Origin of the sequence: Actinoplanes utahensis, assembly GCF_016862455.1 — a bacterium.
Classification (GTDB): Bacteria; Actinomycetota; Actinomycetes; order Mycobacteriales; family Micromonosporaceae; genus Actinoplanes; species Actinoplanes utahensis.
On the sequence record NZ_BOMZ01000010.1, the window covers coordinates 21030 to 35587 of the forward strand.

Below are 14558 nucleotides of genomic sequence, written 5' to 3' on the forward strand. Positions count from 1 at the left end.
ATCGCCGCGGGCCGGCGCAGAGCCGGCCCGGACCGGACCCCGGGTCAGTACGCCATGGGCGCGGTGAGCGGGGAACGCTGCAGGGGAGCCCGGGTCTCGGCGGGCGGGGCGACGACGATCGAGCGTTCCACCGAGATGGCGTGCCACAGGCAGAACATCGCGACCGTCCACACCTTGCGGGAGCGGTCGGCGCCGCCGGCCCGGTGCTCGGCGAGCAGACCCCGCACGTACTCCAGGTCGATCAGGTCGCCGGCCTGTGAGGTGGCGAGCAGGTGGTCCACCCAGTCGCCGATCGGGCCGCGCAGCCACAGCCGGGTCGGGGTGGGGAAGCCGAGCTTGCGGGCCGACCGCACCGACTCGGGCACGATGCCCTTCATCGCCTCGCGCAGCGCGTGCTTGGTGACGTTGCTGCCGGGCGGCAGTTTGAGGTCGGTGGGCAGGCCGGCGGCCGCCGCGTAGACCTGCTGGTCGAGGAACGGCACCCGCAGTTCGAGGCTGTGCGCCATCGACATCCGGTCGGCCTTGACCAGGATGTCGCCGGGCAGCCAGGTGTGCAGGTCGACGTACTGCATGGAGGCGACGTGGTCGACGTCGGCGGTCTCGGCGTACAGCGGGCCGGTGATCGCCGTGTGGGGTTGCGCGGTGAACCGCAGCACCCGCGACTTCTCGTCCGGCTCGAAGATCCGGGCGTTGCCGTAGTAGCGCTGCTCGATCGGGGTGGTGCCGCGCTCCAGGAACGAGCGCCCCTTCACCCCCTCGGGCAGCACCTCGGCCAGGTGCTTCAGGCCGCGCTTGACACCGGGCGGCAGCCGGTCGACGCCGGCCAGCGACAGCGGCTCGCGGTAGATGGTGTAGCCGCCGAACAGCTCGTCCGAGCCCTCGCCGGACAGCACCACGGTGACGTGCCGGGAGGCGGTGCGGGCCAGGAAGAACAGCGGGATCAGCGACGGGTCGGCCACCGGGTCGTCGAGCAGCTGGATGATCCGGGGCAGGTGGGTGAGCACGTCCTCGTCGGTGACGATGGTCGGGGTGAGCCGGATGCCGAGCTGGTCGGCGGTGTCCTGGGCGATCTCGATCTCCGAGTAGCCCTGGGCGGCGAATCCGGCGGTGAACGCGTGCAGGTCGGGTTTCTCCCGGGCGGCCAGCGCGGCGATCGCGGACGAGTCGACGCCGCTGGACAGGAACGTCCCGACCGGCACGTCGGCGTGCAGGTGCTTGCGGACGCTGTTGGTCAGCGCGTCCTGGATGGCCTGGTAGGCGGCCTCCGGCTGGACCCGCAGCGGCCGCAGCGACGGCTTGAACCAGCGGTGCAGGCGGACGCCGCCGCCGGGCGTCCAGATCAGCCGGTGGCCCGGCGGCAGCCGCCGGATGTGCCGGTGCAGGGTGAGTGGATCGGGCACGAACTGGAAGGTCAGGTAGTGCGCCACCGACTCGGCGTCCAGGGCCGGGCCGGCCGGCGCGGCGAACGGGTCGAGGGCCTTGCGCTCGCTGGCCAGGTGCAGCCCGTCGGCGGTCTCCAGCAGATAGAGCGGCTTGATCCCGAAGGCGTCGCGGGCGGCGTGCAGGGTGCCGGTCCGGTGGTCGTAGGCGACGAACGCGAACATGCCCCGCAGCCGCGGCAGCGCCGCCTCGCCCCAGTAGTGGAACGCCGCGGCCAGCACCTCGCTGTCCCCCTCGGTCGCGAACGACGCGTTGTGCTGCCGGATCAGCTCGGACCGTAACTCGCGGTAGTTGTAGATCTCCCCGTTGAACACCACGGTCCACCGGTCGGCGTAGACCAGCGGCTGCACCGAGTGCTCGCGGTCGATGATCGCCAGGCGCTTGAAACCGAACGCGTAACCGTCGCCGTGCGCTATCCGGGTGTCGTCGGGGCCGCGGTGGTGCAGGGTCCCGAGCGCGGCGGTGAAGGCCTCACGGAATGCGGCGTCCAGCGGGCCGGCGTCGGGCCGGCTGCTGACGAAAGCGCTCAAGCCACACATCGAAGAACCTCCTGAGGGGAAACTGAGGAGGTGACCGTAGGCAGCGACCTGTGAAGAACCTGTGCGGAAGCTGCCGAGAATGTGCACGGCACGAAACCGGGACCCGATCTTCACGGGTTCCTCGCATTTCTTGGAGCGCTGGACACGCTGAGCCAGAATGCGATCCGTGACATCCCGCATCCTGGTCGCCGACGACGATCCCAAGCACGCCCAGCTGATCCGCCTCTATCTGGAGCGCGAGGGCCATCAGGTGCTGACCGTGGGTGACGGCCGGGCCGCGCTGGAGCAGACCCGGGCCCGCCGGCCCGACCTGCTGGTGCTGGACTGGATGATGCCCGAGGTCGACGGCCTGGACGTGTGCCGCATCCTGCGCGCCGACCCCGACACCACCGTGGCGAACGTGGCGATCCTGCTGGTCACCGCCCGCTCCGCGGAGAACGACATGCTGCTCGGCCTGGACATCGGCGCCGACGACTACCTGAGCAAGCCGGTCAGTCCGCGCGAGCTCACCGCGCGCATCCGCGCGCTGCTGCGCCGGACCCGCGGCACCGGGGCCTCCGACGTGCTGCGGGTCGGCGGTCTCGAGGTCGACGCACCCCGTTTCGAGGTACGGGTGGACGGCGCCCCCGTCCGCCTGACCGCCAAGGAGTTCGGCATCCTGGAACTGCTCGCCCGCGAGCCCGGCCGGGTGTTCACCCGCGGCCAGATCCTGGACCGGACGTTCGGCTTCGAGAACGAGGTGTCCGAGCGCACCGTCGACGCCCACGTGGTCAACCTGCGCCGCAAGATCGAGACGAACCCGGCCGATCCCCGCTACGTGCAGACCGTCTACGGCCGCGGTTACCGGATGGCCGAGCAGTGAGTTTCCGCCTGCGGATCTTCCTGCTGGTGCTGCTGGTGGCGGGCACCGCGATCGGGGCGACCGCCTGGATGACCCTGAGCCTCACCTCCCGCGAGGTGTACCGGGTCGACCAGGTCCGCGTCACCGAGGCCCGCGAGCAGCACGAGGAGGAGATCGTCGGGACGATCCGCCGGTTCGCGGTGCTCCACGGCCGCTGGCCGGGCGTCGACGCGGTGGTGGGTGACCTGGCCGAGCGGACCGGCCTGCACATCCGGCTGGAGACCCGGGAGGGCGAGGCCCTCGTCGACTCCGACCACCTGGAGCAGAAGTCCACCGGCCCGGTGCAACTCCAGTCCACCAGCCTCGACCCGATCCCGTGGATCGACCAGGCCACCCAGGAGGCGGCCCGCCGGATCGGCACGGCACGGGACCGGGAGCCGGAGGTGGTCCTGCGGACCGGCGAGCGGCTGGTCACCCCACCGCCGACCCGGGCCCGGCCCGCCCTCCCGGCCGACCTGTTCGGCCCGCTGCCCCCGGTCGGCGATCCCACCTACCGGGCGTACGTCCAGGTCGTGCAGTACCGCGCCGCGCTGGTCGCGGTCCGCTGCCTCGGCGAGTCCTCGGCCTGGGACTCGGCGCTGGCCCTCGAGCAGTCGCCCTATCTCGGGCCCGACCAGCGCACGGCCTCGCCCGCCTGCGTGGACACCGGCACCGACAAGGTCAGCCGCGACACCGGATGGTTGGAGGACGTATGGGCGCAGCTGGCCGAGTGCGACCGCACCGGCGAGGCGTTCATCAAATGCCTCACCGCCGGATTCGGGCAGGCCGCGTCGACCACCACGGCCGTACCCGTGGAGATCTTCTTCGGGGTCGGGCAGGAGACCGACTTCGCCGGACTGCGCCGGCCCGCGCTGATCGGCGCCACCGCCCTGCTGGTGGCCGCCGCGGTCGGCACCGCCTGGATCGCGCGGCGGGTCAGCCGCCCGGTGCGGCTGCTCACCGGCGCCTCGCTGCAGCTGGCGTCCGGGCGGCTGGACGTGCGGGTGCCGACGCACGGCCAGGACGACCTGGCCCGGCTGTCCGGGGCGTTCAACGCGATGGCCGAGGCGCTGCAGCGCAGCGAGGAACGCCAGCGGCGGCTGGTCGCCGACGTCGCCCACGAGCTGCGGACGCCGTTGTCGAACCTGCGCGGCTATCTGGAGGGCCTGGCCGACGGCGTGATCGAGCCCAGCCCGGAGCTGTTCGCCTCCCTGCACGAGGAGACCCTGCTGCAGCGGCGCATCCTCGACGACCTGCAGGTCCTCGCCCTGGCCGAGGCCGGCGAGCTGGGTTACGCCCCGGTGCCGCTGGACCTGTCCGAGCTGACCGAGACCGCCGCGACCGTGCACCGCGCCGTCGCGCAGAACGCCGGTGTGGAGGTGGTGGTCGACGCGCCCGAACCGGTCGAGGTGTGCGCCGACCCGGACCGGATGCGGCAGGTCCTCGGCAACCTGATGAGCAACGCGATCCGGTACACCGACGCGGGCGGCCGGGTCGAGCTGCGGGTGGCCCGGGACGGCCCGGACGCGGTACTGACCGTCCGGGACACCGGCGTCGGCATGAACCCGGAGGAGGTGTCCCGGGTCTTCGACCGTTTCTGGCGCGCCGACCCCGCCCGGCACCGCGCCACCGGCGGCTCCGGCCTAGGCCTGACCATCGTCCGCCGGATCGTCGCCGACCAGGGCGGCGACGTCACCGCGACCAGCGAGCCCGGCCTCGGCACCACCTTCACCGTCCGCCTGCCCGCCGTCACCGACATCGCCACCCTGCTCGACAAGTGACCGTTTCGAGCCACGGCGGGTCCTGCCCGGCCGGTCCCTTCCGGTCACCGATGACTTTCCGGGCCGGCGCCGGTCTGCCCACCATGGCGTTCTCCGCGGTGCGGTTCACGGTCGGCACGACGATCTCCCGTACGGACATTCCCGTGCTCTGCGCCCACCTCGCCGACCTGGTGCGCGGGCGGCCCGGGCACCTCGTGCTGTGCGACGTCGCCGGGCTGGCCGACCCCGATGTGGCGGCGGTCGAGGCGCTGGCCCGGCTGCGGCTGACCGCCCGCCGCCACGGCCGGCGCCTGGTCGTCACCGGCGCCGGGCCCCGGCTGCTGCTCCTGATCGGCCTGCTCGGCCTGACCGAGGTGTTACCCCAGGTGGGCGGGCAGTCCGAACAGGGGGAACAGGCGGGCGGTGTCGAGGAAGTTGTTGACCCCCGAGATCCGGCCGTCTGAGATCTCCAGGACGATCAGCGCCCACGGGTCGTAGCCGGCGCCGGTGAGGCTCGGACGGTACTGACCGAACGCCGGCAGCCCGCTCGCGACCGTCGGGACCAGCCGGGAGCCGCGGCAGCCGCAGCCGGTGCCGGCCATCCACGCGCTGATGTCGTCGTGACCGCGCAACCACAGCGGGACCGGCGGCATCGACAGGGTGGCGTCCTCGTGCAGGAGGGTGGTGAGGGCGCTCAGGTCGTACGCCTCGAAAGCCTGCACGTAGCGGGCGAGGAGCGCACGCTGATCGGCGTCCAGAGGCTGGAAGGGGTCGCCCGCCGAAGGCGTGGCGGCCGCCAGGGTGGCCCGGGCCCGTTGCAGCGCGCTGTTGACGCTCGCCACGCTGGTGTCGAGCAGCTCCGCGGTCTCCTGCGCCGACCAGGCCAGCACCTCCCGCAGGATCAGCACGGCCCGCTGCCGGGCCGGCAGGTGCTGCAGCGCGGCGACGAAGGCGAGCCGGATAGACTCGCGCCCGGCGACCAGCTGGGCCGGGTCGGAGCCCTCGGGCAGGACCCGCTCGTCGGGGATCGGGCCGAGCCAGATCTGCTCCGGCCGCGGCTCCCCCGCGTCGGTGGCGTGGCCGGAACCGGCCGGGCCGAGGTCCATCGGGCGGACCCGGCGCTGCGCGGCGTCGGCCATGTTGAGGCAGACGTTGGTGGCGATCCGGTAGAGCCACGATCGCAGCGACGACCGGCCCTCGAACGAGTCGTGGCCGCGCCAGGCCCGGATCATGGTCTCCTGGACGGCGTCCTCGGCCTCGAAGGCCGAGCCCATCATGCGGTAGCAGTAGCCGATCAGCTCGGGCCGGTAACGCTCCAGCTCGGCTTCGATCGGTGGATTGGTGACGGCTTCGCTCACGTGCGGAAACCTATCGCGGAAGTTTCTTGAACGGCACCGATGAGTTCGCCGGATCGGCCCGGTCTAACCGGTGGAGACCAACGATGAAGGAGCCGACATGAGCTACGCCGACGTCAACGGCATCAACCTCTACTACGAGATCCACGGTACGGGCCGCCCGCTGATCCTGCTCCACGGCGGCCTCGGGTCGGGTGAGATGTTCGCCCCCGACGTGCTCGCCGCGTTCACGGCCGGGCGCCAGGTGATCCTGCCCGACCTGCAGGGCCACGGCCGGACCGCCGACGTCGACCGGCCCTTCGACTTCCACGAGATGGCCCGCGACATCGCCGCGCTCATCGACCATCTGAGCCTGGACCGCCCGGACGTGGCCGGCTTCTCGATGGGCGGCGCCGTCGCCCTGCGCCTGGCGATCATCGCCCCGGAGAAGGTCGGCAAGGTGGTGTCGGCGTCGGCCGGGATCCGCCGCGGCGCCACCTACCCGGAGATCCTGGAGCAGCAGGCCCAGGTCGGCGCCGCGTCCGTGGAGTTCATGAAGGACACCCCGATGTACGAGTCGTACCAGCGGGTGGCCCCGCGCCCCGAGGACTTCCCCCGCCTCCTCGACAAGATCGGCGCGGCGATGGCCGTCGACTACGACCTGACCGACGAGGTCCGCGGCCTCGAGGTGCCGACCCTGATCATGGGCGCCGACGCCGACATGGTCCCGCCGAGCCACTTCGTGGAGATCTTCGCCCTCCTCGACGGCGGCCTCCGCGACGGCGGCTGGGACGGCAGCGACCGCCCCAAGGGCGGCCACGCCCTGGCCATCGTGCCCGGCACCACCCACTACAACCTGGTCGACTCGCCCCTCTTCGCCACCCTCTCCCTGGCCTTCCTCGACAACGACGCCGCTGCCTAGGCGCCGAGCGTGGCAAGGCGGGTGACGGCCTCCCGCAGGACGTGGTCCTGTTTGCAGAAGGCGAAACGGACCAGGGAGGCGCCGGCCGCCTTGTTGTCGTAGAAGACCGTCGACGGGATGGCGACGACGCCGCAGCGGGACGGCAGCTCGCGGCAGAAGGTGAGGCCGTCGTCGGCCAGGTGGGCGACGTCGGCGGTGATGAAGTATGTGCCGCGGGGTTGGTACACCCGGAAACCGGCGGCGGTCAGGCCGGCGGCGAGCAGGTCCCGTTTGCCGGTGAGGTCGTCGCGGAGACCGGTGTAGAAGTCGGCGCCGAGAGTGTTCAAGGCGCCGGCGACGGCGTACTGGAACGGGCCGCCGCTGACGAACGTGAGGAACTGCTTGGCGGTGCGCACGGCGTCGAGCAGGGGCGGCGCGGCCATCACCCAGCCGATCTTCCAGCCGGTCACCGAGAAGGTCTTGCCGGCCGAGCTGATCGACACCGTCCGGTCGCGCATGCCGGGGAGGGTGGCGAGCGGGATGTGCACGGCGTCGTCGAAGACCAGATGCTCGTACACCTCGTCGGTGACCACGACCAGGTCGTGCTCGATCGCGACGGCGGCGATCACCGCCAGCTCGGCGCGGGACAGCACGGCCCCGGTCGGGTTGTGCGGGCTGTTGATCAGCAGCATCCGGGTACGCGGTGTCACCGCCCGCCGCAGCGCGTCCCCGTCCAGCTCGAACCGGGGCGGGTGCAGGGTCACCGGCACCCGGCGTGCCCCGGCCATCGCGATCGTCGCGGCGTAACTGTCGTAGTACGGCTCCAGCGCGATCACCTCGTCACCCGGGTTGAGCAGCCCAAGCATCGTCGCGGCGATCGCCTCGGTGGCGCCCGCGGTGATCAGGATCTCGCGGTCCGGGTCGTAGCTCAGCCCGTAATGGCGCTGCCGGTGCCCGGCGACCGCCTGCCGCAACTCGGGGACGCCGGGGCCGGGCGGGTACTGGTTGCCCTTACCCGCGCGGATCGCCTCGGCCGCCGACTCCAGGAGGCTCGCCGGCCCGTCGGTGTCCGGGAACCCCTGCCCCAGGTTGATCGACCCGGTCGCCACCGCGAGCGCGGACATCTCCGCGAAGATCGTCGTCCCGAACTCTGCCAGCTGCCGATTCCGCACGAATCTCCCCTTCGACGACGGGCGTTGCAGGAGACGTTACCGCCGCCCCGCCGCCCCCGGCCCGGCTGGGCCGGGGGCGGCAGGGCGAGGGGAGCCGTCAGGAGACGTAGGCGCGGAGGTGCTCGGCGGTCAGCGTGTCGGACTCGGCGACCAGCTCGGCGGGGGTGCCGGTGAAGACGACGCGCCCGCCGTCGTGGCCGGCGCCGGGACCCAGGTCGATGATCCAGTCGGCGTGGGCCATGACCGCCAGGTGGTGTTCGATGACGACGACCGTGTTGCCGGTGTCGACGAGGCGGTCGAGCAGGGCGAGCAGCTGATCGACATCGGCCAGGTGCAGGCCGCTCGTCGGCTCGTCGAGCAGGTAGGTGGCCACCCCGCCACCCATGTGCACGGCCAGCTTGAGACGCTGCCGTTCACCACCGGACAGGGTGTTCAGCGGCTGCCCGAGGGTGATGTAGCCGAGACCGACCGCGGACAGCCGTTCCAGGATGGTGCGGGCCGCCTTCTCGGTGAAGAACGCGAGGGCGTCACTGACGGGCATGGCCAGGACCTCGCTGATGTCCCTGCCACGCAGCTTGTACTCGAGGACCCGCGCGGTGAACCGTTTGCCCTCGCACTCCTCGCACACGCTGGCGACTCCGGCCATCATCGCCAGGTCGACGTAGACCAGGCCGATGCCCTTGCAGTTCGGGCAGGCGCCTTCGGAGTTGGCACTGAACAGGGCGGCTTTCACACCGTTGGCCCTGGCGAACGCGGTCCGGACGGCGTCGAGCAGGCCGGTGTAGGTGGCCGGATTGCTGCGCCGCGACCCGCGGATCGCGGACTGGTCGACGACGATCACGCCGTCCCGTTTCGGCAGCGAGCCGTAGATCAGCGAGCTCTTCCCCGATCCGGCCACTCCGGTCACCACGGTCAGCACCCCGGTGGGGATGTCGACGTCGACGTCCTGGAGGTTGTGCGTCGCCGCGCCGCGGATCGGGATGTTCCCGGTAGCGGGCCGGACGGCGTCCTTCACGGTCACTCGATGGCCCAGGTAGCGCCCGGTGAGAGAGGACGAGGCCCGCAAGCCGGGCACCGTGCCCTCGAACTGGATCCGGCCGCCCGCGGGACCCGCGCCCGGGCCGACGTCCACCACGTGATCGGCGATCGCGATCGTCTCCGGCTTGTGTTCGACGACCAGGACCGTGTTCCCCTTGTCCCGCAGGCGCAGCAGCAGCCCGTTCATCCGCTGGATGTCGTGCGGGTGCAGGCCGACGGTCGGCTCGTCGAAGACGTACGTGATGTCGGTCAGGCTGGACCCGAGGTGCCGGACCATCTTGACCCGCTGCGCCTCCCCGCCGGACAGCGTCGCCGACTCCCGGTCCAGCGACAGGTATCCGAGCCCGATCTCGACGAGCGAGTCGAGGGTCTGCCGCAGGGTCGCGACGACCGGCCCGACCTGCGGTGCGGTGATCCGCGCGAGGAACGCGGCGAGGTCGCTGACCTGCATGGCCGAGCACTCGGCGATGTTGCGCCCGTCGACGCGGGACTCCAGGACGGCGGGTCTGAGCCGGGTGCCGCCGCAGTCCGGGCAGGCGGCGAACGTGGCGGCCCGGTCGATGAAGGCGCGGATGTGCGGCTGCACCGACTCGCGTTCCTTGGTCAGGTACATCCGCTGGACCTTGACGACCAGACCCTCGTACGTCGTGTTGATGCCGTTGACCTTGATCTTGGTCGACGGTTTGTACAGGAAGTCGTCCAGTTCGGCGGCGCTGAACTCCTTGATCGGCTTGTCCGGGTCGAACAGGCCGGACTCGGCGAAGCCGCGCACGTACCAGCCGTCGACGCTGAAGTTCGGCACCGTGATCGCGCCCTCGTTGATCGACTTGGAGCGGTCGACGAGCTGGTCGAGGTCGAGAGTGGAGACCTTGCCGAGACCCTCGCAGCCGGGACACATGCCGGAGGCGTTGAACGAGTAGGCCAGGGCGCTGCCGGCGCTCGGCGTGCCGAGGCGGCTGAAGACGATCCGGAGCAGGGTGTACGCGTCCGTCGCCGTCCCGAGGGTGGACCGGGCGTTCGCGCCCATCCGCTCCTGGTCGACGACGATGGCGGCGCTCAGATTGTGCAGCGCGTCCACGTCGGGCCGGGCCGGGCTGCCCATGAACGACTGGAGGAACGCCGAGTACGTCTCGTTGATCATGCGCTGTGACTCGGCGGCGATGGTGCCGAAGACCAGCGACGACTTGCCGGAGCCGGACACGCCGGTGAAGACCGTCAGGCGCCGTTTCGGAATGTCGAGCGAGACGTCGCGGAGATTGTTCTCCCGCGCCCCGCGGACCTGGATGACATCGTGGCTGTCTGCGATGTGGGTCACGCCGCGACCCTAGTCACCGTTGCGGCCGGAAACTGTCCGCTATCCCGCGCGGCGGCGGGCCCGGCGGGCCGCCAGCTCGTCACCCTCCGTCGGCCGCTCCGCGACCGTGGAACCGATCGGCTGAGCCTGCGCCGGCTCGGAGGGCAGGTGCGACAGCGAACCCTGGATCTCCTTGAAGGCGCCGCCGATCGCGATGCCGAACACGCCCTGGCCGCCCTGCAGCAGGTCGACGACCTCCTCCGGGGAACGGCACTCGTACACCGTCGTGCCGTCCGAGATCAGCGTGATCTCGGCCAGGTCGTCGACGCCGCGCGAACGCAGCGTGTCGATCGCGCGCCGAATGTTCTGCAGCGAAACCCCCGCGTCCAACAGTCGTTTGACGACCTTGAGGACGACCAGGTCCCGGAACGAATAGAGCCGCTGCGTCCCGGAGCCCGAGGCGTCCCGGACACTCGGCACGACGAGCGTGGTCCGGGCCCAGTAGTCGAGCTGGCGATAACTGATGCCGACGGCCTGACAAGCGGTGACGCCGCGATAACCGACCTCGCCGTCCTCGCCGACGAGTGGGCCTTCAAGAGGTTGCTCGTGCACGCGACTACCTCCCCGCGCCCATGATCAAAATCTAGGCGGTGTGCCGGTTCACTGTGACTTCACGAGCGTATATCTCAATCACGGCCGAAACATGGAGGTAACCGCTCGACACGCCGCGTTCGGACTAGTGGCGAACATAGATCAACCGGCGAAGTCCTCCGGACGGACCTGATCGAGGAACTCGCGGAACTTCTCCACCTCGTCCTCCTGCTCGTCGGGGATGACGATACCGGCCTCGGTGAGGACCTGCTCGGCACAACGGATCGGCGCGCCGACCCGCAGAGCCAGGGCGATCGAGTCGCTCGGCCGCGCCGAGACCCGCAGGTTGTCACCGATCAGCAGGTCGGCGTAGAAGACGTTGTCCTTCAGCTCGGTGATCTCCACGGCCTTCAGCGGCGCCAGGATGTCCCGGAGAAGATCATGGGTCAACGGCCGGGCCGGCTTGACGCCCTGCTGCTCGTAGGCGATCGCGGTCGCCTCGACCGCCCCGATCCAGATCGGCAGGTAACGGTCGCCGTCGACCTCCCGCAGCAACACGATCGGCTGGTTACTGGGCAGCTCCACCCGGACCCCGACCACGCTCAGCTCGCGCACCGCCCGCCTCCGTGTCGTCGTTTCGTTCGGTACGACTGATTTGCATGCCGCCCTTACCCAGCACGTTACACGCTCGACGTGCGTGTCCGATCCGCGCGCCGACGCGTTTCAGCGGCCCAGCTCACCCCGGAGGCCGGACCGGACCAGCGCGGCGTGCAGCCGCTGGGCGAGCGCCTGCAGCTCACGAGCGGTCTCGGCGGCACGCGCCCGGGCGGCCGGGTCGTGCTGGCGGGCCATCGGCGCGAGAAGCTGTGTGAACAGCCCCACCTCACGGTCCGCGGAGTTACGGAAGGACCGCAGGTGACGGGCCTCGAGGCCGTACCGGGTGAGACCCACCACGGCTTCCACGATGACCACCTGGTCGGCGTCGTACCAGCCGGGCGGGCGGGCGGTGACCAGGCCGATCTGCTCCAGCTCGGTCAGCAGCGCCTCGTCCACCCCGGTGCGCTCCACCAGGTCGGCCTTCGGGATGCGGGTGTCGGCCGGGTCCTTGGCCTGCTGCGCGCCCACCGCCACCAGCGTGGGGCGCTGCGGGACCACCGGCTCCTTCTCCATCCGGTCCAGTTGCTCCCGGATGACCCGCAGCGGAAGGTACTGATCCCGCTGGGCGGTCAGCACGAACCGCAGCCGGGCCACGTCGTTCCACGAGTACTTGCGGTACCCGGAGGCGGTGCGCTGCGGATCGACGAGCCCTTCCGCCTCCAGGAAACGCAATTTCGAGATCGTCGTGTCGGGGAACTCGGTGCGCAGATGGGCCAGCACCTCCCCGATGCTCATCAGCGCACCTTCACGACCGTCCTGAGGGCGCGAAGCCCCCGGGTCACGCGCGGCCGCCCCCGACGGAGTCACGCCCGGCCCTCGCCCTCCGGCCGCGGACCGGCGATGAACACCAGACGGAACTTGCCGACCTGGACCTCGTCGCCATTGCTGAGGGTCGCGGCTTCGACCCTTTCGCGGTTCACGTACGTACCGTTCAGCGAACCGACGTCGCGGACGGTGAAGAAGCCGCCGTCCCGGTGGAACTCGGCGTGGCGGCGCGACACCGTCACGTCGTCGAGGAAGATGTCACTGTCCGGGTGCCGGCCGCTGGTCGTCACATCGTGATCGAGGAGGAAGCGGGCGCCGGCGTTCGGCCCACGCCGAACCACCAGCAGAGCCATCCCAGGGGGGAGAGAACCGGCCATCCGGCTCGGAACCACGTCCGTCTCGGGTCCCTCGAGCACCTCGTCAAGGGCGCCAAGGTTCAGCGTGGACGTGACGTCGAGCGGGGGGAACTCGTCGTCTGGGCGCGTCATGGACCACCTCACGGATCACAGTTGGTCGTCGCCTTCGGCGGTGAGGCAGCGACGTTGCGGCCCCGCCAGAGCCATAAGGCCCGAACGCACGACTATCGGTTTCAAAGGAATAACAGTTCTTCGTGTGCTCCGCGAGCCTAGTCAGCGCCAATATCGCTGAGCAACCGGACTCGCGGAGATTTGAATGGCTTAACATTTGTCGGAGGGCATGAATCCCCCCGGCGCGTGTCAGCTTTCGGTGAGCGCCCGGTAGGCCGCCGCGTCCAGCAGCGCCGCCACCGCGGCGGGGTCGTCCGGCGCGATCTCCACCAGCCACCCGGCCGCGTACGGCTCGCCGTTGATCATTTCCGGCTCATCGGTGAGTGTCGCGTTCTTCGCCACCACCGTGCCGGCGATCGGCGCGTAGATCTCCGAGACGCTCTTGGTCGACTCGATCTCGCCGAGCGAGTCGCCCGCCTGCACCACCGTGCCTTCGTCGCGCAGGTCCACGTAGACGATGTCGCCCAGCGCGTCCTGCGCGAAATGGGTGATGCCCACCCGCACGGGTCCGCTGCCGTCGCCGGCCACCCACTCGTGCTCCGCGGTGTACCGCAGATCCTCAGGAATCAACGCTTCCTCCGTATATCACGAAACCGGACTCGCGTATCGCAAGGCTGCCGCCTTCCGCACCGCGGTCACTTCGACCAGGGAACGCGAGTCCATGGTCACGCTACCGCCGTCGCTCTTCGCCGACGCCACCACCCCGCCCGGGATCTGCAGCGCCGTGCTCATCGTGCCGGACGGGCCGATCACCAGAAGGTGCAGCGGACCGGTCAGATGCTCACCGTCAGCAATGATGCCACCACCGGACGCGGCCACGAAGAAGCTCGACGCGACCACCCGCACGGAGGCCCCGTTCGCTCCGTTGAGCTGCATCACCTCGCCGCCGGCGCCGCGCAGCTCCTGCACCGCGTTCAGCACGTCAGCGGCCTTCACGTTGCTCAGCGTGATGTCGAGCCCGGGTCCGCGGCCCGGCACCGTCCCGGCCAGCAGGCCCAGCTCGCGGCTGCGTTTCTCGGCCTCGGCCAGCGCCGCCTCGCGGCCGCCGACCTCCGAGTTGAGCTGCTGTTTGCTCTGCTCCAGGGCCTGGATCTCGGCGAGCAGGCGGCTGTCCTGGGCTTCCAGGTCGCTCAGGATCCGGACCAGGTCCTCCTGCCGCGCGGCCGACAGCCCGTCGTCGGCGTCGTTGCTGCGCAGCTGCACGACCAGGGAGAATCCGAGCAGCGCGAGCAGCACCCAGATCAGCGTCCCGGCCGGCGCCGGACGGCGGGATCCGCGACCAAGATCACTTGTGGCGCGCGCCGCACCGGAAATCGACGGATCGGGTGACGGCTCCGCGGTGGTCGCCGACCGCTCCGCGATGGTCACGGCCGGGGGCGCGGGGGTCACGGCCGGCGGCGCGCCGTGCGGCCCGCCCGGATCCGTCGACCCCTGCTGCGGTACGGCCGGAGCACCGTCCCGCGATCGCGCGGCGGGACCCTCGCCGAGTGCCGGAACCGCCGTCCCGGCCTCTTCCGGCGAGACGGGCGCGCGATCGACCGTACCCCCCGCGGTGTGGGGTTGATCGTCAGAAGCCCCGGAACGGGTGACCGTCGGCTCCTCCTCGCCGGAGGCGGGCGTGGGCTCGTCCGTCGCCCGGCCGGTGTCGTCAGTCATCGAG

The 14558-nt window shown here is 70.9% G+C and carries 14 protein-coding genes; 4 read left to right on the forward strand and 10 right to left on the reverse strand.

The features are described from left to right. Positions 1-44: 44 nt before the first annotated feature. Positions 45-1979, reverse strand: a complete 1935-nt coding sequence (gene asnB / locus Aut01nite_RS02300) for an asparagine synthase (glutamine-hydrolyzing) (RefSeq protein WP_083999959.1) — start codon at positions 1977-1979, stop codon at positions 45-47. Between the two features lie 157 nt (positions 1980-2136). Between asnB and Aut01nite_RS02305 the strand changes: the two genes are divergently transcribed. From Aut01nite_RS02305 to Aut01nite_RS02315, 3 genes are read left to right on the forward strand one after another with little or no spacing between them, the layout of a single operon-like run. Further along, complete coding sequence (locus Aut01nite_RS02305; RefSeq protein WP_173476741.1) at positions 2137-2841, forward strand: response regulator transcription factor; 705 nt, start codon at positions 2137-2139, stop codon at positions 2839-2841. Continuing rightward, complete coding sequence (locus tag Aut01nite_RS02310; RefSeq protein ID WP_043532264.1) at positions 2838-4640, forward strand: sensor histidine kinase; 1803 nt, start codon at positions 2838-2840, stop codon at positions 4638-4640. The genes Aut01nite_RS02305 and Aut01nite_RS02310 overlap by 4 nt, the downstream gene beginning before the upstream one ends. 50 nt (positions 4641-4690) lie before the next feature. Beyond that, entirely contained in the window at positions 4691-5083 is a 393-nt protein-coding gene (locus Aut01nite_RS02315; protein WP_083999957.1) for an STAS domain-containing protein, read from the forward strand. On the opposite strand, the gene Aut01nite_RS02320 is transcribed toward Aut01nite_RS02315, so the two are convergent. Further along, a complete protein-coding gene (locus Aut01nite_RS02320) occupies positions 4997-5977 on the reverse strand; it encodes a sigma-70 family RNA polymerase sigma factor (protein ID WP_043532262.1) in 981 nt (326 codons plus the stop codon). The genes Aut01nite_RS02315 and Aut01nite_RS02320 overlap by 87 nt on opposite strands. 97 nt (positions 5978-6074) lie before the next feature. Between Aut01nite_RS02320 and Aut01nite_RS02325 the strand changes: the two genes are divergently transcribed. Then, a complete protein-coding gene (locus Aut01nite_RS02325; RefSeq protein ID WP_052164514.1) occupies positions 6075-6875 on the forward strand; it encodes an alpha/beta fold hydrolase in 801 nt (266 codons plus the stop codon). On the opposite strand, the gene Aut01nite_RS02330 is transcribed toward Aut01nite_RS02325, so the two are convergent. The 8 genes from Aut01nite_RS02330 to Aut01nite_RS43170 all read right to left on the reverse strand — a co-directional run bounded on the left by Aut01nite_RS02330 (position 6872) and on the right by Aut01nite_RS43170 (position 14554). Beyond that, positions 6872-8011 carry a pyridoxal phosphate-dependent aminotransferase gene (locus Aut01nite_RS02330; protein WP_201775640.1) on the reverse strand — a complete coding sequence of 380 codons (1140 nt, stop codon included), beginning with the start codon at positions 8009-8011 and terminating at the stop codon, positions 6872-6874. The genes Aut01nite_RS02325 and Aut01nite_RS02330 overlap by 4 nt on opposite strands. A gap of 112 nt (positions 8012-8123) precedes the next feature. Beyond that, the gene (locus Aut01nite_RS02335; protein ID WP_043532256.1) at positions 8124-10379 is read right to left on the reverse strand and encodes an ATP-binding cassette domain-containing protein; all 2256 of its coding nucleotides are present in this window, start codon (positions 10377-10379) and stop codon (positions 8124-8126) included. 39 nt (positions 10380-10418) lie between these two features. Continuing rightward, positions 10419-10970 (reverse strand): MerR family transcriptional regulator, encoded by a 552-nt coding sequence (locus Aut01nite_RS02340; protein WP_043532254.1) that lies wholly within the window; start codon positions 10968-10970, stop codon positions 10419-10421. 141 nt (positions 10971-11111) lie between these two features. Next, a complete protein-coding gene (locus Aut01nite_RS02345) occupies positions 11112-11564 on the reverse strand; it encodes a bifunctional nuclease family protein (protein ID WP_204037418.1) in 453 nt (150 codons plus the stop codon). 108 nt (positions 11565-11672) lie between these two features. Further along, on the reverse strand, positions 11673-12341 hold the full coding sequence (gene ftsR / locus Aut01nite_RS02350; protein ID WP_043532250.1) for a transcriptional regulator FtsR: 669 nt from the start codon (positions 12339-12341) through the stop codon (positions 11673-11675). 68 nt (positions 12342-12409) lie between these two features. After that, positions 12410-12859, reverse strand: a complete 450-nt coding sequence (odhI, locus tag Aut01nite_RS02355) for an oxoglutarate dehydrogenase inhibitor Odhl (RefSeq protein ID WP_043532248.1) — start codon at positions 12857-12859, stop codon at positions 12410-12412. Positions 12860-13087: 228 nt separating this feature from the next. Beyond that, a complete protein-coding gene (gene gcvH, locus Aut01nite_RS02360) occupies positions 13088-13468 on the reverse strand; it encodes a glycine cleavage system protein GcvH (protein WP_043532246.1) in 381 nt (126 codons plus the stop codon). A gap of 15 nt (positions 13469-13483) precedes the next feature. Then, complete coding sequence (locus Aut01nite_RS43170; protein WP_236643131.1) at positions 13484-14554, reverse strand: DUF881 domain-containing protein; 1071 nt, start codon at positions 14552-14554, stop codon at positions 13484-13486. Positions 14555-14558 lie beyond the last annotated feature (4 nt).